The organism is Streptomyces sp. NPDC053432, assembly GCF_055585365.1.
Window position 1 is genome coordinate 337,782 of record NZ_JBVJKF010000006.1, and the last position, 24,443, is coordinate 362,224.

Below are 24,443 nucleotides of genomic sequence, written 5' to 3' on the forward strand. Positions count from 1 at the left end.
ACGTTCTGTGATCACATACCGGACACCGGGAGCCACATCATGGACCCGGTGATCGTCGTCGGCGCGGGCCCCGTCGGGCTGTCACTGGCCCTCGCCCTGGCCGGCCAGGGCGTGCCCTCCGTCGTGCTCGACGAAGGCCCCGGCAAGGAGGAGATCCGCCCCGCCCGCACGGTCGTCCTGCACGCCGACACCGCCGCGATGGCGCACCGGCTGGGCTGCACGACGCTGCGCGACGAAGGGGCGTACTACGCCGCCTGGCGCACCGTGCGCCGCGGCCGGCCCGCCCAGCGGATCACCTTCGAGGAGCACCCGGCGCCGCTGCACGTCCCGCAGCACGCCCTCACGCGCGGACTGCGCGACCGCGCCGCCGCGCACCCCCTCGTCCAACTGGTCACCGACAGCAAACTGGACTCGCTGGAACAGGACGAGCGCGGGATCACCGCCCACACCCGGGGCGCCGAGACCACGTGGTGGCGCGGGAGTTACCTGGTCGGCTGCGACGGCGCCCGCTCCACCGTCCGCAAACTGCTCGGCATCCGCTTCCCCGGCCGCACCGCCGTGGAACGGCACGCCGTGGCCGCGCTGCGCACCGAACTGCCCTGGCCCGGCGAGGCCTTGCTGCACCGCAATCCGCCCTCCGGCCCCGCCGAGGTCACCTCGCGTCCACTGGCCGACGGGGTGTGGCGGCTGGACTGGCTGCTCCCGGCCCGCGGCGACCTCGTCACCCCCGACGCCCTGGTGACCCTGATCCGGGACACCCTCGCGGTGTGGTGCGGGGGCACCACTCCCCCGTACGACCTCCTCGACACGGGCGTCCACACCCTGCACCACCGCCTCGCCCGGCGCTGGCGCGACGGCCGCGCCTTCCTCGCCGGGGACGCCGCGCACCTGCTGGGCGCGCTCGGCACCCAGGGCGTCGAGGAGGGGCTGCGGGACGCGGAGAACCTGGCCTGGAAGCTGTCACTGGCCTGGCACCAGGGCGCCTCCGAGGAACTCCTCGACAGCTACGAGGGCGAGCGGCGCACGGCGGTCGCGGCCCGGCTGCGCGCCGCCGACCAGGCGATGCCCACACTGCGGGCGGGCGGCGCGCTGCGCACCTACCTGCCCGGGGCCGCGCGTTCCGCGGAAACCCTGCTCACCGACGGCCACCTGGGGCGGGGGCCGCTGGGCGCGGAGCCGACGTACGCCCCGCCGATGGCCGTCCGGGAGGTCCCGACGGCCACGGAGCCGGGGGGCCAGGTGGCCGACGTCCCGGTGACCGCGCCCGACGGCTCGACGGTGCCGCTGCGCGACCTGCTGGGGCAGGGCAGGCTGCTGGTGGTGCTGGTCGCTCCCGGCACCGGGGTCTGGGACCGCCGCCACTGGCTGGGGGCCGGGCTGATGCCCCGGCTCGCCGCGGCGGTGAGCGCCCTGCCGGTCCGTACCGATCTGGTGGTCGCGGACGGCTACCCGGGGGCTCCGGCGCACACCGTGCTCCTCGTACGTCCGGACGGGCACCTGGCCGCGACCTTCGCGGGGGTCCGCCCGGCGGAGCTGTACGAGGCGGCGGACGCGGTCCGGGCGGGCGCGCCCGCGGCGCGGCCCGCGTCCCCACCGGCGCCGGCTCCCGCCACGACACCGACATCCGTGATCGATTGACCGTTTCCGGGACCGCGTGGTTCACTCGCGGAATGACCGGCAACGACGTACGCCTGTGGCGGAGGGTCCATATGGACCTGCTCCGCTATGCGGGCTGCGTGTGTCGCCCTTCCTGCTGATTCGCCCTTACGCCCCTGCGCGCCCCGTGCCGTCCGCCGGCCGCCGCGCACTTCCGCGAACCCAGGAACGGTCAACCTCCATGTCTGCACCCGCGTTCTCCCCTGCCACCACCGTCGACCCGGCCGCGTCGCCCGCGGCGGGGCCCACGGCCGCCGAGCTGCTCGCGTTCGCGCTGCGCACCGCGGCCGACCCGGACGCCGTCGCCGCGCTCCCCCTCGACCCCGAGGGCCGGACCTGGATCCGGCTGGACGGGCCGGGCGGCAGCGAGGCGTGGCTGATCGGCTGGCCGCCCGGCACCGGCACCGGCTGGCACGACCACGCCGAGTCGCGGGGCGCGTTCGCGACCGCGCGGGGCCGGCTCACCGAGCACTCGCTGTCCGTGCGGCTCCCCTCGGAGGGCTGGCAGTCCCTGCACCTCGCCTCCGGCGTGGACCGCAGCCGGCGGCTGGGCGCGGGCGCCGGGCGGGCGTTCGGGGAGCACCACGTGCACGAGGTCCTGAACGAGTCCGCGACCGAGCACGCCATCTCTGTGCACGCGTACTACCCGCCGCTCCCGCTGATCCGCCGCTACAGCCGCAGCGGCCCGGTGCTGCACCTGGAGCACGTCGAGCGCCCGGGGGACTGGCAGTGAGCGCCCCGGTCGGCATCGACGAGCTGCTGGAGCGGGTCCGCTCGGGCTACACCCGCGTCGACGCGCGGGAGGCGTACGAGGCCTCCCGCGCGGGCGCCCTCCTCGTGGACATCCGCTACCAGGCGCTGCGCGAGCGGGACGGGCTGATCCCCGGGGCGCTGGTGGTGGAGCGCAACGAGCTGGAGTGGCGGCTGGACCCGCAGGGCAGCCATCGCGCGGCCGAGGCGACGGGGCACGACCTCCAGGTGATCGTGATCTGCAACGAGGGCTACGCGTCGAGCCTCGCGGCGGTTTCGCTCCACGCGCTGGGGCTGCGCCGTGCGACGGACCTCGCGGGCGGCTTCCAGGCCTGGCGTGCGGCGGGCCTGCCGGTGTCGCCTCCCTGACGGCCCCTCCGGGCGGGGCGCGCCCGACGGAGCCTGCCCGACGGCGGTTCGGGCCGCTGCGCGGAGCCGGCCCCCACCCGCCCTTCCACCGTTCCCCGGGCGCTGCCCGGATCCGGACCTCAGACGCCGGACGGGCTGAAAGATCCTGGGGCTCCGCCCCGGACCCCGCGCCTCAAACGCCGGCGGGGCTGGAAATTTCAGCCCCGCCGACGTTTGAGGCGCCGCCGGAGGCACATACCGGCCCGTGCGGCGTTTGAGGACCGCGGGTCCGGGGGCGGAGCTCCCGGCAGCGGCGCGGGCCCCGGGCGGGCTACGCCTTGGCCGTGGCCACGTCCACCGGCCGGACCCGGAGCGCCACCCTCCCCGGGAGGGAAGTGGCCGCGAGGGCCAGTAGCCCCGCCACCCCCACCACCACCGCGTACGCCACCGGCAGCACCGCCGGCGCGGCCACGCCCGTCATGCCCACGCTGAACGCGGTCAGCACGGCCAGCGCGATCCCCGACCCCAGCACCGCCCCGATCAGCAGGACGGAGACGGCCTCCGCACGCAGCATCCGCAGCACCTGCCGCCGCTTCGCCCCCGCGAGCCTCAGCATCGCGAACTCCCGCACCCGCTCGGCGGTGGACATCGCGAGGGTGTTGACCACCGCGATCGCGGTGAAGGCCAGCACCAGCCCCATCGCCAGCAGGTTGATCTCCGCCCCGGCGTCCTGCCGCTCGGCCCGGGCCGCGTCGGCGTCCGCCGCGGACAGCACGGCCACCCCCGGGAACCCCTTCACCGCCGCGGCGAGCCGCTCGCGCCCCGCGCCCGACCCCGGTTCCGTCGCCACCAGCACATTGCTCGCGAGCGGGTTGTCGACGTGCGCGGCGACCAGGCCGTGCGGCAGCGTCAGATCCCCGAAGCCCAATCCCCGCGCGTACACGGCGGCGACCTTCAGCGTGACCGGGGTCCCGTCGCCGAGCGTCAGCTCCAGCGGGCTGCCCGGCTTCAGGCCGAGCTGGTCGGCGGCGAGTTCGCTCACCGCCGCGTCGCCCTCACCGAAGCCGGCCAGGCTGCCGCCGGTGACCGCGGGGTCCCAGGTCCGGGTCAGGCCCGCCGGTGTCACGCCCTGGGCGGCGTACTTCGCCAGGCCCACCCGGACGGAGGTGTGGACGATCTCGGTGGCCGCCGTGACGCCGGGCGTACGGCGGATCGTTTCGGCTGCCTCCGGGGTGACTCCCGGGCCCTGCGCCGCCAGCATCCAGTCGGCGCGGATGCCCTCGCGGGCCTGCGTCCGGGCCGCGTCCCCGAGGGTCGGGGTGATGAAGAGCACGGTGCAGGTCATGCCGACCAGCAGGGCGAGCGGGGTGACGGCGGACGCCATGCGGGTGGCGTTGCCGCGCAGGTTCGCGCCCGCCAGGTGGCCGCCCGCCCCGGCCAGCCGCAGCGGACCGGCGAGCAGCGCCGTGGCGCCTCGTACGAGCAGCGGCCCGAGCAGGGAGACCGCCCCGGCCAGGACCACCACGGCCAGGAAGGTCACCGGGGTGGAGGCCGGCTCGGTGCGCAACGAGCCGAGCACGACGACCAGCACGGCGCCGCCGGCCAGCAGGAGCAGCCCGAAGGCGGTGCGGAGCCGGTGCGGCCGCGCGGTCTCGACGGCGGCTTCGGCGAGTGCTTCGGCGGGGCGGATCCGGGCGATGCGCCGTCCGGTGACGCGTGCGGCGGCCCAGGCGCCGAGCAGGCTCGCCGCGACGGCGGCGAACATCGGGAAGATCCCGGCGGTGCGCTCCAGCGACGCGGGAACGACCCCGCTGTCGACGAACCGGCCGTGCAGCCAGGCGGCGAGCGGCAGTCCGGCGAAGGCTCCGGCGATGCCCGCGGCCAGGCCGACGAGCAGGGCCTCGCGTCCGATCAGCCGCCGCAGCTGGCGGGGGGTGGCGGCGATGGCCCGCAGGAGGGCGAGTTCGCGGTAGCGCTGCTGGACGGAGAGGGCGAAGGTGCCGACGACGACGAGGATCGCGACGAGGAGCGAGGTGCCGCCCATCGCGCCGCCCATGGAGACCAGCTTGACGCGGGCTCCGGCGGCGTCGAGGAACTCCACGGGGCCGCGCTCGTCCCCGGTGCTCACCTGCGCACCGGTCCCCCGCAGGGCCTGCTCGACCCGTCCGGCCAGCTCGGCGGTGTTCACACCGGGGGCGGGCAGGATCCCGACGGCGCTGATCCGTCCGGCGTCACGGGCGGCGAGCCGCTGGGCCTCGGTGTCACCGAAGAAGAGGGCGCTCTGCCGGACCAGGTCCCCGTGTGCGCTCTGCGCGATTCCGCTGACCTGGTAGGTCTTCGGCTCTCCGGTCGCCTGCACGGTCAGCTGCGAGCCGGCCTTCAGTCCGGCCCGGGCGGCCAGCGCGCGGTCGACGACGACCTCGCCGCCGCCCTGGGGAGCGCGGCCCTCCACGAGCGTGAAGGGGGTGAGCGCGGCCGAGGTCCAGGCGTGCCCGTACGAGGGCTTCGGCTCGCCGGCGGTCTTGACGAGCGGGACGGCCTGGAAGGTGAGCTCGGGCACGGCCCGCCCGACTCCGGGCACGGCGCGGACCGTGTCCAGGGTGGTGGCGGGGAGCCAGGCCCGCTCGGCGACGGGCTTCGCCTTGTGCTTCGTCTTCGTCTTGCCCTTCTTCTCCTTGACCGTGGTCTCGTGGACGTTCTGGTCGGCGGAGACGAGGACCGGCGTCGCCGCGTAGCGCTCGGTGCCGATCTTTCCGCGGAGTCCCGTTTCCAGGAGGGTGCCGCAGGCGGTGACGAGGGCGGCCGCGCAGAGGAGCGCGACGAAGGCGCCGAGGAATCCGGCTTTGCGGTCCCTGATGGTCTGGAGGGCGTAACGCAGCATCATGCGGTCAACTCTGGCGCCGGGCACGCCTCCTGACATTGGTGTACTCCGGCGTCCGCACCCGGGGGCTACCCCCACCCCGGGCGCACCGGCTCACTCTCCCGGATACCCGAGGCCGTCGGCGTCGTCGGGGTCCTGGCCTTCCGCCTCCAGGGCGCGGCGGACCACCCGCAGGGCCATGCCCTCCGGGTACCCCTTGCGGGCGAGCATCCCGGCGAGGCGCCGGATCCGCTTGTCGCGGTCCAGCCCCCGGGTGGCGCGGAGCTTGCGCTCCACGAGCTCCCGGGCGGTTTCCTCCTCCTGGTCGGAGTCCAGCTGCTCCAGGGCCTCCTCGACGAGGGTGGCGTGCACCCCCTTGGTGCGGAGCTCCTGGGCGAGCGCGCGGCGCGCCAGTCCCCGGCCGCGGTGCCGGGACTCGACCCAGGCCCCGGCGAAGGCGGCGTCGTCGATCAGGCCCACCTCCTCGTACCGGGAGAGGACCTCCTGCGACACCTCCTCGGGGATGCCCCGCTTGTGCAGGGCGTCCGCGAGCTGGCGCCTGGTGCGCGCGCTCCCGGTGAGCAGACGCAGGCAGATGGCCCGCGCCTGCTCCTCGGGACTCTGGGGCGGCAGCTCCTGGCGGCCCTCACGGCCGCCCCGGCTCCCGCCGCCCCTTTCCTGCTCCTGCACGGGTCAGCTCTTGGACGCGGCGGCCTTGGCCGTCGTCTTGGCCTTCGTCGCCGGTGCGGGCACGGCCGTCGAGGCGTCGGCCGGCGCTGCGGCCGCCTCGTCACCCGCGCCGTCCGCGGCGTCCTTGCGCACGCCGACGCCCAGCTTCTCCTTGATCTTCCGCTCGATCTCGTTGGCGAGGTCCGGGTTGTCCTTGAGGAAGTTGCGGGCGTTCTCCTTGCCCTGGCCGAGCTGGTCGCCCTCGTACGTGTACCAGGCGCCGGCCTTGCGGATGAAGCCGTGCTCCACGCCCATGTCGATCAGACCGCCCTCGCGGCTGATGCCCTGGCCGTAGAGGATGTCGAACTCGGCCTGCTTGAAGGGCGGCGCGACCTTGTTCTTGACGACCTTGCAGCGGGTGCGGTTACCGACCGCCTCCGTGCCGTCCTTCAGGGTCTCGATGCGGCGGATGTCAATGCGCACCGAGGCGTAGAACTTCAGCGCGCGGCCACCGGTCGTGGTCTCGGGCGAGCCGAACATCACACCGATCTTCTCGCGGAGCTGGTTGATGAAGATCGCGGTGGTCTTGGACTGGTTGAGCGCACCGGTGATCTTCCGGAGCGCCTGGCTCATCAGTCGGGCCTGGAGACCCACGTGCGAGTCACCCATCTCACCCTCGATCTCGGCGCGCGGCACGAGGGCCGCCACGGAGTCGATGACGATCAGGTCGAGGGCGCCGGAGCGGACGAGCATGTCCACGATCTCCAGCGCCTGCTCGCCGGTGTCCGGCTGCGACAGGATGAGGTTGTCGGTGTCGACGCCGAGGGCCTTCGCGTACTCCGGGTCGAGCGCGTGCTCGGCGTCCACGAAGGCGACGGTGCCGCCGGCCTTCTGCGCGTTGGCCACGGCGTGCAGGGTCAGGGTCGTCTTACCGGAGGACTCCGGGCCGTACACCTCGATGACGCGGCCGCGGGGCAGCCCGCCGACGCCGAGCGCGATGTCCAGCGCGGTCGACCCGGTGGGGATGACCTCGATGGGGTCGTTCGGCTTGTCGCCGAGGCGCATGACCGCACCCTTGCCGAATTGCCGTTCAATCTGTGCGAGCGCGGCGTCGAGAGCCTTCTCGCGGTCGGTGCCTGCCATGGGTTCCACCCGGTTTGCTTGAGTCGATCGCTTCACGCCATTGACGCTAATGCCTGCCACTGACAATGCGCCTCCACGACCGGTTCGGCTGTGGACAACCCATCAGAATGGATGTTCGATTTCCCTGTCAAGCGAGTCACGCCCGCACCGGCGCACGGCGCCGCGGGGCAGAATCCAGGCCTGTGATCATCAGTGAGCGCGAACTCAACCGGGCCACCCTCAGCCGCCAGCTCCTGCTGGAACGCCGGCCGCTGACCGTTCCCGACGGCCTGCGGCGCGTGGTCGCCCTCCAGGCCCAGCACCCCGCCTCGCCGTACGTCGCCCTGTGGAACAGGCTCGCCGGGTTCGCCCCCGCCGAGCTCGACGCCGCCTTCTCCGGGCGCTCGGCGGTCAAGGCGACCCTGATGCGGATCACGCTGCACGCCGTGCACGCCGAGGACTACCCGGCCTTCCGCGCCGCGGTGCGGCCCACCCTGTACGCCTCCCGGCTCGGCGGCCGCTTCGCCGCCGCGGGGCTGACCCCCGCCGACGCCGAGGCGCTCCTCCCGGACCTGCTGGCCTTCGCGGAGCGGCCGCGGACCTCCGCGCAGATGCAGGCGTGGACCGGGGAGCGGGTCGGCCCGGAGCGGCGGGACGCGGCCTGGTGGGGACTGAAGGGCTACGCGCCGCTGCACCACGCCCCGACGGGCCCGCCGTGGTCATTCGGCCACCGCCCGTCCTTCGTCGCGGCGGGACCCGGCGAAGGCTGCCCGGCGGAGGTTCCCGCGGGCCGGGCCGTGGACCCGTACGCCCTCCGGACCCTGGTCCTGCGGTATCTGGCGGGGTTCGGACCCGCCTCCGTCGCGGACGTGGCGCAGTTCGCCATGGTGGGGCGGGGGCCCGTCCGGGAGGCGCTCCGGGTGCTGGACGGTGCCGTCGAGGAGCTCCGCGGGCCGGACGGCGTGACGCTGTACGACCTCCCGGGCGCCTCCCGGCCGCCCGCCGGGACCCCCGCCCCGCCCCGGCTCATGGCCATGTGGGACAGCGTCCTGCTGGCCTACGCCGACCGAAGCCGGGTGATACCCCCGGAGTACCGCCCGCTCGTGATCCGGCGCAACGGCGACGTGCTGCCCACCCTGCTGGTGGACGGCCGCGTCGCGGGCGTGTGGCGCGCGACGGACCGCGGCGTCGAGGCCACGGCGTTCCGCCCCCTCCCGGCCGCCGTCTGGGAGGGGCTGGCCGAGGAGGCCCGGTCCCTGACGGCCTTCCTCGGCGGCCGCGAGCCGGCGGTCTACGGCCGCTACCACCACTGGTGGGCCAAGCTCCCGGAGGCCGAGGTGCGGATGCTCTGAGCGCCCGGCACCGGAAGCCCGGCGGTCATCGGGAGAGGGCGGTTCCCAGGGAGGCCGCGCCCAGGGGTTTCGGCGCGCCCTCCTCGTAGAAGACGTCGAGCGCCGTGACGGTGAACCCCGCCGCGGTCAGCAGGTCGACGGTGGGCCGGGTGAGGTGACATCCGCCGAGGAGCCGCTTGTTGAGCGGTTCGAGCCGGCGCTGTCGGCGGCGCACCTTCGGGTCCCCCTCCGGGGCGAGGCCGTGCTCGACGAAGTGCAGGGTCCCTCCCGGCTTCAGTACGCGCCTCAACTCCCGCAGGGCCGCTCCCGGGTCGGGGACGGTGCACAGGGTCCAGGTGCACAGGGCGGTGTCGAAGGTGTCGTCCTCGAAGGGAAGTGACTGCCCGTCGAGTCCGGCCCGCCGCACCGGGATCCGCGAGGCCCTCACCCGGCCCGCGGCCAGCTTCCACCCGAGGTCGGAGGGTTCGACGGCGGCCACGCCCGTCACCTCCGGCGGATAGAACGGGACGTTGTGCCCCGAGCCGAATCCGATCTCGACGACCTCGCCCCGCAGGCCCGCGCACACCCGCCGCCGCAGCGGCCGCGCCTGCCTGGCCCCGCACGCGAGGTTGATGATCCGCGGCAGGATCCGGTCCGTGTAGAACCCCATCTCGGCCCTCCGTGTCCGGTTTCAGCATGGCACCGCGGGCACCCGGATGCCCGCAGCCGCGATACGTCACGCACAATCGTGGGTCCGAATCGCTCTTGAGGGGGACGGCAGTACGTGAACAGGGTGATGGAGGGCGGGAGGACGCGCCGAAGGGCGGCGGTCGCGCTCGGCACGGCGGCGGTGCTGGCCGGGGCCGTGGCATGCGGCGGCAGCACCGGGGCGGACGGGGAGGCCAAGGTCACGACGGCGCCCACGAGCGCGCCCGCGACCGCCGGCGGGCCCGGAGGACCGGGCGAGTCCGGCGGCCCGGGCGCGGAGCGGCTGAAGGCCATGGTGCTCACCGCCGGCGAGAAGGCGGGCCGGTACCAGGCCTCGGAGCCGGTCCTGGACGAGCCGATGAGCGAGCTGTACGACGCACAGCCGGCGGTCTGCCAGCCGCTGACCGCGCTCGGCAGGGCGGGCCACACGGCCCAGGCCTACGCCAGGACCGCGGTGCCCGGCGAATGGCAGTCGGTCGGGACCGAGATCCTGCTGCGCTCGTACCAGGGCGGCGGCGCGGCCTCGGCGATGAAGGACCTGGCCGAGGCGGGCCGCCGGTGCGCGGGCGGGTACACGGAGGAGCGCGGGCTCGCGACGGCGAAGGTCCTTCGGGTGGAGCCGGTCAGGGCTCCCGCGCTGGGCGACGAGGCGCTCGCCTACCGCATCGTGACGCAGGACGTGAAGGACGGGGGCATCTCGCTCCACGACTACCTGACGGTGATCCGCTCCGGGCCGGTGACCGTTTCCTTCCGGTCGGACGTCATCGACACGAAGGACTTCGGCGGAGTGCCGGAGGAAGTGGTCGCGGCCCAGTGGGAGAAGTTCTCGAAGGCGGGCGGGGCGGGCTCGTAACCGCACCCCACCCCCAAGTGACAACCAGAGGTTGACAGTCCTTCGACTGTCAACCTACGGTTGCACTCATGACGAACCCTTCGGTGGAACCCGTTCGCATGACCAATCCGGTACGCCTCGACGATCTGATCGCGGCCATCAACAAGGTCCACACCGACCCCCTGGAGCAGCTCAGCGACGCCGTCGTGGCCGCTGAGGCGCTCGGGGAGGTCGCCGACCACCTCATCGGCCACTTCGTGGACCAGGCCCGCCGCTCCGGCGCGTCCTGGACCGACATCGGCCGCAGCATGGGCGTCACCCGCCAGGCCGCCCAGAAGCGCTTCGTCCCCAAGGCCGACAAGGAGGGCGACGCCGCCCTCGACCCGAACGCGGGCTTCGGCCGCTTCACCCCCCGCGCCCGCAACGTCGTCGTGACCGCGCAGAACGAGGCCCGCGCCGCCGGCAGCCCCGAGATCGGCACCGCGCACCTGATCCTGGGCCTGCTCGCCGAGCCCGAGGGCCTCGCGGCCCTCGCCCTGCGCGCCCAGGGCGTCGCGGAGGAGGACGTGCGCGCCGCCGCGACGGCCGCACTGCCTCCGGCCCAGGAGGACCTTCCCGCCCTCATCCCCTTCGACGCGTCCGCGAAGAAGGCCCTGGAACTCACCTTCCGCGAGGCCCTGCGGCTGGGCCACTCCTACGTCGGCACCGAGCACGTCCTGCTCGCGCTGCTGGAGCAGGAGAACGGCGAGGGCCCGCTCAGCGGCCTCGGCCTGGACAAGGGCGACGCCGAGACGGCCGTCACCGAAGCCCTGGCATCCGTACTCGGCGGCGCGGACGGTCCGTAGCGGCGGCCGCCCCCTCCGTCAGCTCGTACCGCTTCACGTACGCGCCGAGGAAGGCCTGCAGCGTGGCGACGGCCGGGATCGCGATGAGCGCCCCGACCGCGCCCAGCAGGGCGGTGCCCGCGATGACCGATCCGAAGGCCACGGCCGGGTGGATGTCGACGGTCCTCGAGGTCAGCTTCGGCTGCAGCACGTAGTTCTCGAACTGCTGGTAGATCACCACGAACCCGAGGACGTACAGCGCGTACCAGGGGTTGACGGTGAAGGCGATCAGCATCGGCAGCGCGCCCGCCAGGTAGGTGCCGATGGTGGGGATGAACTGGGAGACCAGCCCCACCCACACCGCGAGCGCGGGCGCGTAGGGCACCCCGAGGACCACCAGCACGATGTAGTGGGCAATGCCGGAGATCAGCGCCATCAGCCCGCGCGAGTAGAGGTAGCCGCCGGTCTTGGCGACGGCGATCTCCCAGGCCCGCAGCACCTCGGACTGCTTGGCGGGCGGCAGCACGGAGCACAGCGCGCGCCGCAGCCTCGGGCCGTCGGCGGCGAAGTAGAAGGAGAAGAGCCCGATCGTCAGCAGCTTGAAGAGTCCGCCGAGCACGGTGGCGGACACGTCGAGCACGCCGGTCGCGCTGTTCTGCACGTACTTGCGCAGCCAGTCGGAGCGCAGCAGGCTCTCCTGGATCTCCAGCCGGGAGAGCTCGGTCCGGAAGGTCGAGTTGATCGTGTCGATCACCGAGTCGAGGTAGCGGGGGAAGCCCTCGACCATCTCGACGATCTGCCCGGCCAGCATGGAGCCGAGCAGGGCGAGGAATCCGGCGGCCGCGACGATCACCCCGAGGAACACCAGGAAGGTGGCGAACCCGCGGCGCATGCCGCGGGACGCCATCCGGGCGACGGCGGGTTCGATCGCGAGCGCGAGGAAGAACGCGATCAGGATGTTGACGAGCAGCCCGATCAGCTGGTGGAAGGCCCAGCTGCCGAGCTGGAAGCAGGCGACGAGCGCCAGTACGAGGACCACCGCGCGGGGCAGCCAGCGCGGCATCCGTGCGTCGCCCCCGGCGGGCGCGGCAGCGGTCGGCGGCGCCCCGGCCCCGGCGGGCGCAGCCTGCGGCTCGGCACCGGCCGGGTCCCCGGCACCACCAGGTCCCCCGGTCCCGCCGGGCCCGCGCTGCGGGCCGATGGCGGCCGGGCCGTCGCCGCGGGGGCGGCGGGGCTCCGCGGCGGGGGCGGCCCCGGTCGGATCGGGATCCGGACCCGTCGACCGCTCGCGCGGCGGGGCGTCCCGGGCATCGGCGGTCGGATCGGTCGTCGTCTCATCACTGGCTGCCACGCCGCCAAGTCTGTCCCACCGGCGCCCGGTACCGCGAAGCGGTGCCCGGCGCCCGCGTCCGGCCACTGGCCGGGGGCGCCGGCCCACGGCGTACGACGGCCGGCGCCTGCCCCTGTGGCGCGGGGCCCCCCGCACCGTACGGCCCGGGGGCCGGAGCACCCACCCCGCGGGCGGGAGCGCTACCGCAGCGAGGCCGGTACGTCCATCGCGGAGCACACGGCGCGCCACACGTCCTTGGTCTCCCAGCCCGCGTCGAGCGCCTCGTGGACGGTCCGGCCGCCGAGCTCCGTCATGACGTGGTCCCGCGCGAAGGAGTCGGCGTAGCCCTCGCCGAAGTGCTCCGCCATCCGCTCCCAGAAAATCGTCAACCGCATGCCCCCAGTATCCCGCCCCTGGAGAGTGCACCGGCCGCGTTCGGCCCTCCGCTCCGCGTCACGGCGTCCTACGTTGCACGCATGCCCGGAGACGAAGGTCCCTCACCGACCTCCCCGACCTCACCGCCCTCACCGACTCCGCTGGCCCGCGCCGAGCAGTTCATCTGGCTCACGGCCCGGGTCCTGGAGCAGCGGCGGTTCGCGTTCCACTTCCTCGGCGGGGACGCCGACGCCGTGGACACCGCCCTCGGCTCGTACCTGAACGGCGACGGCGGATACGGCCACGCGCTCGATCCGGATCTGCGCGGCCCGCTCAGCCAGCCCCTGCACACCGCGCACGCGCTGCGCGTGCTGGACAGCCTGGGCCGGTGCGCCGGACAGCGCATCGAGCGGCTCTGCCGGCACCTGACCCGGGTGTCCACCCCGGAGGGCGCGCTTCCGGTGGCCTTCCCGGCGCCGCGCTGCTACCCCGCGGCGCCCTACCACCCGGTGCACGACGATCCGCCGGGCGAGCTGCTGACCACGGGCCCGGTGGTCGGGGTGCTGCACCGCAACCGGGTCTGGCACGCGTGGCTCTTCCGGGCCACGGACTTCTGCTGGGACCGGGTCGAGAGCCTGCGCCATACGCATCCGTACGAGCTCCAGGGCGCGGTGGCGTTCCTGGACGGCGCGCCCGACCGGGCCCGCGCGGCGGCGGCCGCGGACCGGCTCGGGCGGCTGGTGCGCGAGCGGGGGCTGGCCGTGCTGGACCCGGGGCGGTGCGAGGAGTACCCGCTCGCCCCCGGCTACGCGCCGGGCGAGCGGCTGTTCCCGTACGACTACGCCCGGCGGCCGGAGTCCCTGGCGCGGGGCTGGTTCACCGACGAGGAGGTGCGCCGCTCGCTGGACTTCCTGGCCGCCGAACAGCAGCCGGACGGAGGCTGGCCGGTGCGCCGCAGGGCCTGGGCGCCGGGCAGCTCGCTGGAGCGGCGGCCGATCGCCACGCTGGAGGCGCTGCTCACGCTGCGGGCGTACGGGCGCCTGCCGGCGCCGGTCAGCCGCCCAGCGCCCGGACGCCCGCGGTGACGACGACGGCGGCGGCGACCACCAGCAGGAACGGTGCCCGCAACAGCAGGGCGAGTCCGGCGGCGGCGAGCCCGGCGGCCCGCGCGTCGAGGACGAGCTCGTGCCCGGTGGCGAAGGTCTGCTGGGCGGTGAGCGCGGCGAGCAGGGCGACGGGCAGCAGCGCGGAGAGCTTGCGCACCAGGGGCCGCTCCAGGGCTCCGGCGGGGACGAGGAGTCCGGCGAGCTTGACGGCGTAGCAGCCGACGACGGTGATCCCGATGGCGATCCACACGTTCATGCCGTTCACGAGCGGCGTCCCTTCGTCCAGAGCACGACGGGGGCGGCGAGGGCCGCGATCAGCACGGGCACCCCGGCGGGGAGCACGGGCAGGAATCCGAGTCCGAGGACGAGCGCGAGGGCGGCGACGGCCCGCTCGGTGGAGCTCTTCAGCATCGGCGCGAGCAGGGCCAGGAAGACGGCGGGCCCGGCGGCGTCCAGCCCCCATGCGCCGGTGTCCCCGATGGCCTCGGCGCCGAGCGCGCCGAGCAGGGTGGTGAGGTTCCACAGCACGTAGAGGGCGAGGCCGGTGACGCCGAAGCCGAGCCGGGCCGACCTGCGGTCCGGCTGGGCGAGGGCGACAGCGGCGGTCTCGTCGATCACCCAGTGCGCGGCGAGGGGCCGTACCGGGCGCGGCAGCGCGAGCAGCTGCGACAGCCTGAGCCCGTAGAAGGCGTTCCGGGTGCCGAGGAAGAAGGCCCCGGCGGCGGCGGTGAAGGGGTTGCCGCCCGCGGCCAGCGCGCCGACCAGGGCGAACTGGGAGGCGCCGGTGAAGACGAGCAGGCTGAGCACGCAGGCCTGGAGGGTGCTGATCCCGGCCCCGGCGGCGGTCACCCCGAAGGCGAACCCGGAGAGCCCGACGGCCACTCCGACCCCGAGCGCGTCCCTGACCACGGCGGCCCGCGGCCGCGCGACGGGCACGGGTGTCCGTCGTACGTCCTGCTCTTCGATCATCATCTGCTCTCCCACACCCCGAAACTAGGCGGGGCGCGGTCGGGCGGTCTTGTACGTTCTTGCGCGCGGTGTGCAGCCGGGGGTGGCCGAAGGCGGGGGCCGACCGGCTCGCTCCCGTCGGTAGGCGCCCGGGGGGACGCCCACTATGCGGGTGAAGTGCCGGTTCAGGTGCGGCTGGTCGGTGAAGCCGACCGTCACGGCCGCCTCCGCCGGCGGGGTGCCCGCGTCCAGGAGCAGGCGGGCCCGCCGGACCCGGGCGTCGGTGAGCCAGGTGTGCGGCGGCATCCCGTAGCGGTCCCGGAAGGCCCGCAGGAGGGCGAAGGGGCTGGTGCCCAGTTGGGCCGCGAGCTGCTCCAGGGAGGGCGGCTCGGCCATGCGGTCCTCCAGGACCGCCCGGGCGGCCTCCGCGTCGGCGCCGCCCGCGGCGCGGACCGTGCGGGCCGGCAGGGGTGCCGCGTGCCGGGTCAGCATCCGGGCGACCACGCCCCGCAGCATCGTGTCGGCGGCCAGGGCGTTGCCGGCCTCGGCGGCCCGGTGGACCTCGGTGATGGTCCGCGAGGCCTGTGCGTCGGCGACCATGTCGGCGGTGAAGCCGGGCGTGCCGCGCAGGGTGCCGATCTCGGCGGCCACCTCGGCGATCAGGTCGCGGGAGGGGTAGAGGGTGGCGTACGCCCAGCCCTCGGGCACTCCGGCGCGCGCGGTGTGCGCCACCTCGGGGTTGATGAGGACCACGCTGCCCGGTCCGGCGCGCAGCACCTGGCCGGGCAGTCCGATCTCCTCGATGCCGTTGGTGACGGCCGCGATGACGTAGCCGTCGTGGGCGTGGCGCGGGAAGGTGTGGCGTACGTAATGGGCGCGCAGCAGGTCCAGGCCGGGCAGCTCCGGGTACTGCCAGTGCCGGGCCCACTCCCGGCGTCCCTCGTCCGCGTCCGTCCCCATCCCCCCATTCTGCGCCTCGCCCGGCGGGGGTGTTTCCCCAGGTCCGGCCCGTTGTCAGTGGCGGGGTGCACGATGGGGGCATGTCCGGCTCCGCGCTCGATTCGTTCTCCCCCGCGACCCGCTCCTGGTTCACGGGGGCCTTCGTCAGGCCGACCTCCGCCCAGGAGGGCGCCTGGCGGGCCATCTCGGAGGGGTCGGACGTGCTCGTCGTCGCGCCCACCGGCTCCGGCAAGACGCTGGCCGCGTTCCTCGCCGCGCTCGACCAGCTGGCCTCGACCCCGCCGCCCGCCGAGCCGCGCAAGCGCTGCCGGGTGCTGTACGTGTCTCCGCTGAAGGCCCTCGCCGTGGACGTGGAGCGCAATCTGCGCAGTCCGCTGACGGGCATCCGCCAGGAGTCGGTGCGGCTGGGGCTGGCCGAGCCGGAGATCCGGGTCGGGATCCGTTCGGGCGACACCCCGCCCGCCGAGCGCCGGGCGCTGGCCACCCGTCCGCCGGACATCCTGATCACGACGCCCGAGTCGCTGTTCCTGATGCTGACGTCGTCGGCGCGCGAGGCGCTCTCCGGGATCGAGACGGTGATCCTGGACGAGGTCCACGCCGTCGCGGGCACGAAGCGCGGGGCGCACCTCGCGCTGTCGCTGGAGCGGTTGGACGAGCTGCTGCCGCGCCCGGCCCGCCGGATCGGGCTGTCGGCGACGGTCCGGCCGGTGGACGAGGTGGCCCGGTACCTGGCGCCGCGCGGCAAGGTGGAGATCGTCCAGCCGCCGTCCGCCAAGGAGTTCGACCTCTCGGTGGTCGTCCCGGTGCAGGACATGGGCGAGTTGGGCGGCTCCCCGGCGAGCGAGGGCAAGGAGGGCGGGGACAAGCCGTCGATCTGGCCGCATGTGGAGGAGCGCATCGCGGATCTGGTGCAGTCGCACCGTTCGACGATCGTGTTCGCCAATTCCCGCCGTCTCGCGGAGCGGCTGTGCAACCGGCTGAACGAGATCGGGTACGAGCGGGCGATGGGCGAGCGCCTGCCGGAGGGCGCGCCGCCGGCCGAGGTCATGGCGCAGTCGGGGGCCGCGCACGGCGCGCCGCCGCTGCTGGCCCGCGCGCACCACGGTTCGGTCTCCAAGGAGCAGCGGGCCCTGGTGGAGGAGGACCTGAAGGCGGGCCGGCTGCCCGCCGTGGTCGCCACTTCCAGCCTGGAGCTGGGCATCGACATGGGCGCGGTGGACCTGGTGGTGCAGGTGGAGTCGCCGCCCTCGGTGGCCTCGGGGCTGCAGCGGGTGGGCCGGGCCGGTCACCAGGTCGGCGCGGTCTCCACAGGGGTGGTGTTCCCCAAGTACCGGGGCGACCTGGTGCAGGCGGCGGTGGTCACCGAGCGGATGCGCACCGGTGCGATCGAGTCCCTGCGCATTCCGTCCAATCCGCTCGACGTGCTCGCGCAGCAGCTGGTCGCGATGACCGCGATGGACACCTGGCAGCTCGACGACCTGCTCGCCTTGGTGCGGCGGGCGGCCCCGTTCGCGGCGCTGCCCGAGTCGGCGTTCACGGCGGTGCTGGACATGCTGGCGGGCCGCTATCCGTCGGACGCGTTCGCCGAGCTGAGACCGCGGGTGGTGTGGGACCGCGTCGCGGGGACGGTCACGGGGCGGCCGGGGGCCCAGCGGCTCGCGGTCACCTCCGGGGGCACCATCCCGGACCGGGGCCTGTTCGGGGTGTTCCTGGCGGGCTCCGACCCGAAGAAGGGCGGCGGCCGGGTCGGCGAGCTCGATGAGGAGATGGTCTACGAGTCCCGCGTCGGTGATGTCTTCACGCTGGGCACCACCTCCTGGCGGATCGAGGACATCACCCGCGACCGGGTCCTGGTGACGCCCGCCCCCGGGGTGCCGGGCCGGCTGCCGTTCTGGAAGGGCGACCAGCTGGGCCGCCCGCTCGAACTGGGCCGCGCGGTCGGTGCGTTCCTGCGCGAGCTGGGCGGTCTGTCCGGTGAGGACGCGCGGCTGCGGCTGCTGGCGGCCGGCCTGGACGCCTGGGCCGCGGAGAACGTGCTGGCGTATCTGAGCGAGCAGCGCGAGGCGTGCGGGCACGTGCCGGACGACCGGACGATCGTGGTGGAGCGCTTCCGCGACGAGCTGGGCGACTGGCGGGTCGTGGTGCATTCGCCGTTCGGCGCGCAGGTGCACGCCCCCTGGGCGCTGGCGCTGGGCGCCCGGCTCGCCGAGAAGTACGGCATGGACGCGCAGGTGATGCATGCGGACGACGGGATCGTGCTGCGCCTGCCGGATGCGGACCTGCTGTCGATGGACCTGCTGGACCACGATCCCTCCGCTCCCGCCTCCTTCGAGTTCGACGACGAGCAGGCCCCCCTGGGCGCGGCCGACGTCGCCTTCGACCACGGGGACGTCAACCAGATCGTCACCGACCAGGTGGGCGGTTCCGCCCTGTTCGCCTCCCGTTTCCGCGAGTGCGCGGCCCGCGCCCTGCTGCTGCCGCGCCGCAGTCCGGGCAAGCGGACCCCGCTGTGGCAGCAGCGGCAGCGCGCGTCGCAACTGCTGCAGGTGGCCTCGGAGTTCGGATCGTTCCCGATCGTGCTGGAAGCCGTACGGGAATGCCTGCAGGACGTCTTCGACGTGCCCGGGCTGACCGAGCTGATGGGCGACATCGAGGCGCGGCGGGTCCGGCTGGTGGAGGTCACCACTGCGGAGCCGTCGCCGTTCGCGCGGTCCCTGCTCTTCGGGTACGTCGCCCAGTTCCTGTACGAGGGTGACTCGCCGCTCGCCGAGCGCAGGGCGGCGGCGCTGTCGCTGGACTCCCGGCTGCTGGCCGAGCTGCTCGGACAGGCGGAGCTGCGCGAGCTGCTCGACGCGCAGGTGCTGGAGGAGCTGGAGCGGGAGCTGCAGTGGCTCACCGAGGAGCGGCGGGCCAAGGACGCCGAGTCGGTGGCCGATCTGCTGCGGCTGCTGGGGCCCCTGACCGATGCGGAGCTGGCGGCGCGCGGCGCGGATCCGGGCTGGGCGCCGGGCCTGGCGGCGGCCCGGCGCGCGATCCGGGTCCGGATCGGCGGCGCGGACCACTGGGCGGCGATCGAGGACGCGGGCCGGCTGCGGGACGCGCTGGGCACGGCGCTGCCGGTGGGTGTGCCGGAGGCCTTCACCGAGCCGGTCAAGGATCCCCTGGGTGATCTGCTCGCCCGGTACGCGCGCACCCACGGGCCGTTCACCACGGCCGTCGTGGCCGCGCGCTTCGGGCTGGGCCCGGCGGTGACCGAGGGCGCGCTGAACCGGCTCGCGGCGGCGGGCCGGGTGGTGCAGGGCGAGTTCCATCCGGCGGGCATCGGGCAGGAGTGGTGCGACGCGGCGGTGCTGCGCCGGCTCCGGCGGCGTTCGCTGGCGGCGCTGCGGCAGGAGGTGGAGCCCGTACCGCCGACCTCGCTGGCCACGTTCCTGCCGCAGTGGCAGCACCTGGGCGGGGCCCTGCGCGGCATCGACGGACTGGCCCGTGCGGTCGAGCAGCTGCAGGGCGCGCCGGTCCCGGCGTCCGCGCTGGAGCGGCTGATCCTCCCGTCGCGGGTCACGGGGTACTCACCGGCCCTGCTGGACGAGCTCACGACCAGCGGCGAGGTGGTGTGGGCGGGCGCCGGGGCCCTGCCGGGCAAGGACGGCTGGGTCTCCCTCTACCTGGCGGAGGCGGCCCCGCTGCTGCTGCCGCCGCCGCACCCGCTGGAGCTGACCCCGCTGCACCAGGCGGTGCTGGACGCCCTGGCCGGCGGGTACGGGCTGTTCTTCCGCCAGCTCACCCAGCTGGTCCGCGACCGGCATCCCGAGGCCTCGGACCTGGACCTGTCCTCGGCCGTCTGGGATCTGGCCTGGTCGGGCCGGCTCACGAACGACACGCTGGCCCCGCTGCGCTCCCTGCTGGGCTCGGGCCGCACGGCGGGCTCGACGGCCCACCGGGCGCGGCGGACGGTGCCGCGCGGCCGGTACGGCACGCTGAGCGCGACCGTGTCCCGTACGGGCCCGCCCACGGTCTCGGGCCGCTGGTCGCTGCTGCCGTCCCAGGCCCCCGACCCGACGCACCGCGCCCACGCCCTGGCGCGCACCCTGCTGGACCGCCACGGGGTGGTGACGCGGGGCGCGGTGGCGGCGGAGGGCGTGGAAGGGGGCTTCAGCGCGGTGTACCGCGTCCTGTCGGCCTTCGAGGACAGCGGGCAGGCCCGGCGGGGTTATGTGGTCGAGGGGCTGGGCGCGGCCCAGTTCGCGATGGACGGCGCGGTGGACCGGCTCCGCGCGGCCGAGCGCACGCCGCCCCCGCTGGCGGCGGTGGTGCTGGCCGCCGCGGATCCGGCGAACGCGTACGGTGCGGCGCTGCCCTGGCCGGAGCCGCCGGCCGGGGCGAGCCACAAGCCGGGCCGGAAGGCGGGCTCCCTGGTGGTCCTGGTGGACGGCGAGCTGACGCTGTATCTGGAGCGCGGCGGCAAGACCCTGTTGGTCTGGCCGGAGGCCTCCGACCCGCGTCTGGCGGCCGCGTTGGAGGCGCTCGCCTCGGCTTCCCGTACGGGCACCGTCCCGGCGCTCACGGTGGAGCGGATCAACGCCGCCGCCTCCCTGACGTCCCCCTGGGGGCCCGCCCTGGAGTCGGCCGGCTTCCACGCCACCCCGAGAGGTCTGCGCATGCGCTCGTGACGGCGTGACGGCGTGAAATGGCGTGACGGCAGGCCGAAGGCGGCAGCCGGGTATCGGGAGGGCCTCGAATGTCTTGGGCATGTCACAGGACCGTCGCCGACCGACTCCCGGACTGGCAGAGGCACTTATTCATCGCTTACAAAGATGATCACAGGCATCGCGTTGACGATGCACAGTCATGGGGGAGAAGAGAAGTGAGCAGCATCAGCATGCGCAAGTCCACCCTGGTCGCCGTCGGTCTCGCGGTCGCCGGCACCATGGCCCTGACGGGCTGCAAGAACGGGAACGAGGACACGGGCGCGGCCGCTCCGAGCTCGGCCGCCCCGGCCAGCCCCTCGGCCGGCGGCTACAGCGAGGCCCCGAGCGGCGCGGCCAGCTCTCCCGCGGGCGGCTACAGCGAGGCCCCGGGTGGCGCGGGCGGCGCGGGCGGCGCGGCGGGTGCCGTGGCGAAGCCCGGCCAGGCCTTCAAGATCGGTGAGACCGCGACGGTCCCGTTCGACTCCGGCAACACCAAGGGCGGCACCATCGCCCTGACCGTCACCGCCGTCGAGCAGGGCAACCCCGCCGACCTGGCGCCGCTGAACCTCGGCGACAAGGTCAAGGGGATGATCCCCTACTACGTCCGCTACACGGTCAAGAACGTCGGCACCGTGGACCTGTCGTTCACCTCGGTCGGCCACATGAAGGGCCTGCTCGGGGACGGCAGCGAGGCGCAGGGCGTGTCGGTCATCGGCAAGTTCGAGAAGTGCAAGGAGGAGTCGCTGCCGAAGGGCTTCACCAACGGCCAGACGCAGCAGGAGTGCGCCATCGCGCTGGCCCCGTCCGCGCAGACGAAGGTGTCCGGCGCCCAGTACTGGAACAACCCGTACATGAGCAAGGGCAAGGAGCTCACCTGGAAGTAACGGGGCGGCCGACAGGCCCTCCGTCATCCCACCGCGAGCCCCCGCGACGGCACCCCGTCGCGGGGGCTCTCCCCTTCGCGGGGGCTCTCCGCGCCGCGAGGGCCCGCCGCGTCACGGCGGCTCGGAGCGCCGCAAGGCTCACCCGCTCGCGCGCGGACTCCCCGTCAGCGCATCACCTTGATGCCGAACCGGGCGCCGCCGAGTGCGAACTGGATCGCGCTGTGCAGGTGGGAGTACATCTCCATGCCCCGCGAGCAGACGAGCGGGCCGAGGTCGAGCACGTCCTGCCAGCCGTAGGCCCGCAGCAGGGCGGTGACCTCCGCCTTGGCGTCCTCGTGGTCGCCCGCGACGAACATCGTGTGGTCCCCGCCCGCCACGGACCGCGGGTCGACGGCGGTCTGCTGCTCCTGGGTGACACAGGCCTTGACCACCCGGGCCGCCGGGACGGCGCGCTGGATCCGCTCCCCCAGGCTGTCGTGGTCCACGGGGTCCAGCGCGGGCATCACCCCCCAGGGGGTGGGCCACGGGTGGGCCTGCTCGGGGTTGTAGACGAACGGGACGGCGTAGTCCATCAGGGTCTTCCCGGCCAGCTGCCGGCCGATCCCGCCGAGCACCTTCACCGCGCTGGCGCCGTCGATGCCGTTGATGACGAAGTCGGCCGCCGCCGCGGCCGCCTCGAAATTCATGAGCTCGATGTCCGGGTACGCGGCGGCCCACTGCCCGAAGGGATCGATGCCCATGAAGTCGGGTTCGGAACGGCCGAGCGTCACCCGGGTGTCCCGGGTTCCGACGAACACCCGGTGACCGAGCTCCAGCAGCCGGGCCGCGTGGGCGCGACCTCCACCGCCGGTGCCGAGAACTGCGACCTTCATGCGGATGCTCCGTTCTGCGCTGGCGGCTCCCCGTAGGCAGAGCCTCGCGAGGAATCCGCCCCGTCCGAGGCCGGACACACGGGCCCGCCCGGTACGCGTCCCCCACCTGGCCGATCCCGCCGCGCGAGCCGCCCGCTCCCCGCCCGCCGGCGCCGGAGCCCACGCCGGCCCCGCCGGAGGCGGACAATGGGGGCATGCCCGAAGGAGACAGCGTCCGCCGCGTCGCGGACCGGCTGCACGCGGCCCTGGCGGGGAAGCCCCTCACCCGCAGCGACCTGCGCGTCCCGCGCTTCGCCACGGCCGACCTCACCGGCCGCCTCACCCTCGACGTGACGCCCCGCGGCAAGCACCTCCTCACCCGTTTCGAGGGCGGCCTCACCCTGCACAGCCACCTCAGGATGGACGGCGCCTGGCACGTGTTCCCCGCGGGCGAGCGCTGGCGCGGCGGCCCCGACTACGAGATCCGGGCGGTCCTCGGCACCGTCGGGCACACGGCCGTCGGCTACCGCCTGCCCGTGCTGGAACTGATCCGCACCGCCGAGGAGGACCGCGCCGTGGGCCACCTCGGCCCCGATCTCCTCGGCCCGGACTGGGACCCCGCCCGCGCCGCCGCCAACCTCCTCTCGGACCCCGCGCGCCCCCTCGGCGAGGCCCTGCTGGACCAGCGCAACCTCGCCGGCATCGGCAACATCTACAAGGCCGAGCTCTGCTTCCTCGCCCAGGTCACCCCGTGGACCCCGGTCGCCGCCCTGCCCGACCCCGAGACCACGCTCCCCCGGCTGGCCGCCGCCGCGCACCGCCTGCTCGCCGCCAACGTCGGCGACACCTTCCGGCGCCGCAACACCACCGGCAGCCGCCGCCCCGGCCAGGAGCTGTTCGTGTACGGACGCGCGCACGCGCCCTGCCTGCGCTGCGGCACCCCCGTCCGGGAGGCCCCGCAGGACGGCCGGCCCACGTACTGGTGCCCGCGCTGCCAATCCGGCCCCACCGCCTAGTTGACGCATCGTCAGATCCGCTCGTACGGTCCCGGCATGCCCACACCCACAGCCTCGTACGACCTCACCGGCCGCACCGCCCTGGTCACCGGCGCCGCCAGCGGCATAGGCCGGGCCACCGCCGTCCTCCTCGCGGGGGCGGGCGCGCACGTGCACTGCGCGGACCGCGACGAGGAGGGCCTCGCCGAAACGGCCGGCCTCGTCGCCAAGGCCGGCGGCGGCGCCACCGTGCACCCCCTCGACGTCACCGACCGGGCCGCCCTCCGCGCCGCCGTCGCAGCGGCCGGGCCGCTCGACATCGCCGCCGCGATCGCCGGGATCATGCACAGCAGCAGCGTCCTGGAGACGGCCGACGAGGATCTCGACCGGGTCCTCGACATCAACTTCAAGGGGGTCCTGCGCACCTGCCAGGAGGCCGCCCGCGCCATGATCGCGGCGGGCCGGGCCGGTTCCATCGTCACGATGGCCTCCGGCGCCGTGGACGCCGCCCAGCCCGGCCTGCTGTGCTACAGCGCCGCCAAGGCGGCGGTGGTCCAGCTGACCAAGACCCTCGCCACCGAGGCCGGCCCGCACGGGATCCGGGTGAACGCGGTCGCACCCGGCTGGATCCGCACCCCGATGACCGGCCGGCACAGCCCCGAGGTGCAGGAACAGACCGAGGCGATGATGGTCCGCATGTCCCCGCTGCGCCGGGTCGGCGAGCCGGAGGACATCGCCCAGGCCGTGCTCTACCTGGCGTCGGACGCCTCGTCCTTCATGACGGGCCAGATCCTTCGGCCGAACGGTGGGGTGTCGATGCCCTGGTAGCGGACTGGCTGGTAGCGGACTCCCCTGCGGCGTCCGAGGGGCCCGGCCGGGCCCTGCGCACCGGGCGCGGCACGCAGTGCACCGGCAGCAGACCCAGCCCCCATCCGCCCAGGGCCACCGCGCCCTCCACGGGCCCGGCCTGCGCCGGGGCGAGCACCAGCCGCAGTACGGCCCACCACCACAGCAGCCCCACGGTGAGGGCCAGCGCCACAGGCAGTCGCGGTAACCGCCGCACGGCTGCCTCCCAGGGGCCGGGACCCGGACGGCCCCATCCTCCCGCACCCCCCGCGCGCCCGCACCCAGAACGGCCGGGAGCCCCGGCCGGCGCATCAGGCGCCGGCCGGGGCTCCGGCCACACTCACGAACCGACGTGCTCGC

General features: G+C 74.7%; 23 protein-coding genes. 12 read left to right on the forward strand and 11 right to left on the reverse strand.

Annotated elements, in window-relative coordinates; translation table 11 throughout:
* Positions 1–39 precede the first annotated feature (39 nt).
* The 4 genes from ACZ6Y1_RS13605 to ACZ6Y1_RS13620 all read left to right on the forward strand — a co-directional run bounded on the left by ACZ6Y1_RS13605 (position 40) and on the right by ACZ6Y1_RS13620 (position 2,775).
* Positions 40–1,638: an FAD-dependent monooxygenase gene (locus ACZ6Y1_RS13605; RefSeq protein ID WP_469627371.1), complete on the forward strand. Its 1,599-nt coding sequence runs from the start codon at positions 40–42 to the stop codon at positions 1,636–1,638.
* A gap of 32 nt (positions 1,639–1,670) precedes the next feature.
* Positions 1,671–1,757, forward strand: coding sequence for a putative leader peptide (locus tag ACZ6Y1_RS13610; protein ID WP_311318651.1), 87 nt, complete (start codon positions 1,671–1,673; stop codon positions 1,755–1,757).
* Positions 1,758–1,837: 80 nt separating this feature from the next.
* Entirely contained in the window at positions 1,838–2,389 is a 552-nt protein-coding gene (locus tag ACZ6Y1_RS13615) for a cupin domain-containing protein (protein WP_469627374.1), read from the forward strand.
* A complete protein-coding gene (locus ACZ6Y1_RS13620) occupies positions 2,386–2,775 on the forward strand; it encodes a rhodanese-like domain-containing protein (RefSeq protein WP_469627377.1) in 390 nt (129 codons plus the stop codon). The genes ACZ6Y1_RS13615 and ACZ6Y1_RS13620 overlap by 4 nt, the downstream gene beginning before the upstream one ends.
* A 310-nt stretch (positions 2,776–3,085) precedes the next feature.
* On the opposite strand, the gene ACZ6Y1_RS13625 is transcribed toward ACZ6Y1_RS13620, so the two are convergent.
* The 3 genes from ACZ6Y1_RS13625 to recA all read right to left on the reverse strand — a co-directional run bounded on the left by ACZ6Y1_RS13625 (position 3,086) and on the right by recA (position 7,426).
* Positions 3,086–5,638: an FtsX-like permease family protein gene (locus ACZ6Y1_RS13625; RefSeq protein WP_469627381.1), complete on the reverse strand. Its 2,553-nt coding sequence runs from the start codon at positions 5,636–5,638 to the stop codon at positions 3,086–3,088.
* 90 nt (positions 5,639–5,728) lie between these two features.
* Complete coding sequence (gene recX / locus ACZ6Y1_RS13630) at positions 5,729–6,304, reverse strand: recombination regulator RecX (RefSeq protein ID WP_469627384.1); 576 nt, start codon at positions 6,302–6,304, stop codon at positions 5,729–5,731.
* Positions 6,305–6,307: 3 nt separating this feature from the next.
* Positions 6,308–7,426, reverse strand: a complete 1,119-nt coding sequence (gene recA / locus ACZ6Y1_RS13635) for a recombinase RecA (RefSeq protein WP_469627387.1) — start codon at positions 7,424–7,426, stop codon at positions 6,308–6,310.
* A gap of 182 nt (positions 7,427–7,608) precedes the next feature.
* Between recA and ACZ6Y1_RS13640 the strand changes: the two genes are divergently transcribed.
* Positions 7,609–8,757, forward strand: coding sequence for a winged helix DNA-binding domain-containing protein (locus ACZ6Y1_RS13640; RefSeq protein WP_469627390.1), 1,149 nt, complete (start codon positions 7,609–7,611; stop codon positions 8,755–8,757).
* Between the two features lie 25 nt (positions 8,758–8,782).
* Here ACZ6Y1_RS13640 and ACZ6Y1_RS13645 read toward each other — a convergent pair whose 3' ends face one another.
* Positions 8,783–9,406 carry a class I SAM-dependent methyltransferase gene (locus ACZ6Y1_RS13645; protein ID WP_469627393.1) on the reverse strand — a complete coding sequence of 208 codons (624 nt, stop codon included), beginning with the start codon at positions 9,404–9,406 and terminating at the stop codon, positions 8,783–8,785.
* Between the two features lie 114 nt (positions 9,407–9,520).
* Here ACZ6Y1_RS13645 and ACZ6Y1_RS13650 point away from each other — a divergent pair, with 114 nt between their 5' ends.
* Positions 9,521–10,297, forward strand: a complete 777-nt coding sequence (locus ACZ6Y1_RS13650) for a hypothetical protein (RefSeq protein ID WP_469627396.1) — start codon at positions 9,521–9,523, stop codon at positions 10,295–10,297.
* 68 nt (positions 10,298–10,365) lie between these two features.
* Positions 10,366–11,121 (forward strand): Clp protease N-terminal domain-containing protein, encoded by a 756-nt coding sequence (locus tag ACZ6Y1_RS13655; RefSeq protein WP_469627399.1) that lies wholly within the window; start codon positions 10,366–10,368, stop codon positions 11,119–11,121.
* Here ACZ6Y1_RS13655 and ACZ6Y1_RS13660 read toward each other — a convergent pair.
* Together ACZ6Y1_RS13660 and ACZ6Y1_RS13665 are read right to left on the reverse strand one after the other, a co-directional pair.
* Entirely contained in the window at positions 11,075–12,163 is a 1,089-nt protein-coding gene (locus ACZ6Y1_RS13660; protein WP_469627490.1) for an AI-2E family transporter, read from the reverse strand. The two genes, ACZ6Y1_RS13655 and ACZ6Y1_RS13660, sit on opposite strands and share 47 nt — an antisense overlap.
* 467 nt (positions 12,164–12,630) lie before the next feature.
* Positions 12,631–12,825: a DUF3046 domain-containing protein gene (locus ACZ6Y1_RS13665; protein ID WP_469627402.1), complete on the reverse strand. Its 195-nt coding sequence runs from the start codon at positions 12,823–12,825 to the stop codon at positions 12,631–12,633.
* Positions 12,826–12,906: 81 nt separating this feature from the next.
* On the opposite strand from ACZ6Y1_RS13665, the gene ACZ6Y1_RS13670 reads away from it, so the two are divergent.
* Positions 12,907–13,890 carry a hypothetical protein gene (locus ACZ6Y1_RS13670; protein ID WP_469627405.1) on the forward strand — a complete coding sequence of 328 codons (984 nt, stop codon included), beginning with the start codon at positions 12,907–12,909 and terminating at the stop codon, positions 13,888–13,890.
* On the opposite strand, the gene ACZ6Y1_RS13675 is transcribed toward ACZ6Y1_RS13670, so the two are convergent.
* Genes ACZ6Y1_RS13675 through ACZ6Y1_RS13685 form a run of 3 tightly spaced genes read right to left on the reverse strand, consistent with a single transcriptional unit; the run spans position 13,859 to position 15,819 of the window.
* A complete protein-coding gene (locus tag ACZ6Y1_RS13675; protein ID WP_469627493.1) occupies positions 13,859–14,167 on the reverse strand; it encodes an AzlD domain-containing protein in 309 nt (102 codons plus the stop codon). The genes ACZ6Y1_RS13670 and ACZ6Y1_RS13675 overlap by 32 nt on opposite strands.
* A gap of 5 nt (positions 14,168–14,172) precedes the next feature.
* The gene (locus ACZ6Y1_RS13680; RefSeq protein ID WP_469627495.1) at positions 14,173–14,880 is read right to left on the reverse strand and encodes an AzlC family ABC transporter permease; all 708 of its coding nucleotides are present in this window, start codon (positions 14,878–14,880) and stop codon (positions 14,173–14,175) included.
* Positions 14,881–14,904: 24 nt separating this feature from the next.
* Entirely contained in the window at positions 14,905–15,819 is a 915-nt protein-coding gene (locus tag ACZ6Y1_RS13685) for a helix-turn-helix transcriptional regulator (RefSeq protein WP_469627407.1), read from the reverse strand.
* Positions 15,820–15,899: 80 nt separating this feature from the next.
* Here ACZ6Y1_RS13685 and ACZ6Y1_RS13690 point away from each other — a divergent pair, with 80 nt between their 5' ends.
* A complete protein-coding gene (locus ACZ6Y1_RS13690) occupies positions 15,900–20,489 on the forward strand; it encodes an ATP-dependent helicase (protein ID WP_469627410.1) in 4,590 nt (1,529 codons plus the stop codon).
* A 194-nt stretch (positions 20,490–20,683) separates the two neighbouring features.
* Positions 20,684–21,391 carry a hypothetical protein gene (locus ACZ6Y1_RS13695; protein ID WP_469627413.1) on the forward strand — a complete coding sequence of 236 codons (708 nt, stop codon included), beginning with the start codon at positions 20,684–20,686 and terminating at the stop codon, positions 21,389–21,391.
* A gap of 164 nt (positions 21,392–21,555) precedes the next feature.
* Here the strand turns inward: ACZ6Y1_RS13695 and ACZ6Y1_RS13700 are convergent, their stop codons facing one another.
* Positions 21,556–22,263 (reverse strand): NADPH-dependent F420 reductase, encoded by a 708-nt coding sequence (locus ACZ6Y1_RS13700; RefSeq protein WP_469627416.1) that lies wholly within the window; start codon positions 22,261–22,263, stop codon positions 21,556–21,558.
* A 194-nt stretch (positions 22,264–22,457) separates the two neighbouring features.
* Here ACZ6Y1_RS13700 and ACZ6Y1_RS13705 point away from each other — a divergent pair, with 194 nt between their 5' ends.
* Together ACZ6Y1_RS13705 and ACZ6Y1_RS13710 are read left to right on the forward strand one after the other, a co-directional pair.
* The gene (locus ACZ6Y1_RS13705) at positions 22,458–23,258 is read left to right on the forward strand and encodes an Fpg/Nei family DNA glycosylase (protein ID WP_469627419.1); all 801 of its coding nucleotides are present in this window, start codon (positions 22,458–22,460) and stop codon (positions 23,256–23,258) included.
* A gap of 36 nt (positions 23,259–23,294) precedes the next feature.
* The gene (locus ACZ6Y1_RS13710; protein WP_469627422.1) at positions 23,295–24,065 is read left to right on the forward strand and encodes an SDR family NAD(P)-dependent oxidoreductase; all 771 of its coding nucleotides are present in this window, start codon (positions 23,295–23,297) and stop codon (positions 24,063–24,065) included.
* On the opposite strand, the gene ACZ6Y1_RS13715 is transcribed toward ACZ6Y1_RS13710, so the two are convergent.
* The gene (locus tag ACZ6Y1_RS13715; RefSeq protein ID WP_469627425.1) at positions 24,013–24,300 is read right to left on the reverse strand and encodes a hypothetical protein; all 288 of its coding nucleotides are present in this window, start codon (positions 24,298–24,300) and stop codon (positions 24,013–24,015) included. The genes ACZ6Y1_RS13710 and ACZ6Y1_RS13715 overlap by 53 nt on opposite strands.
* Positions 24,301–24,443 lie beyond the last annotated feature (143 nt).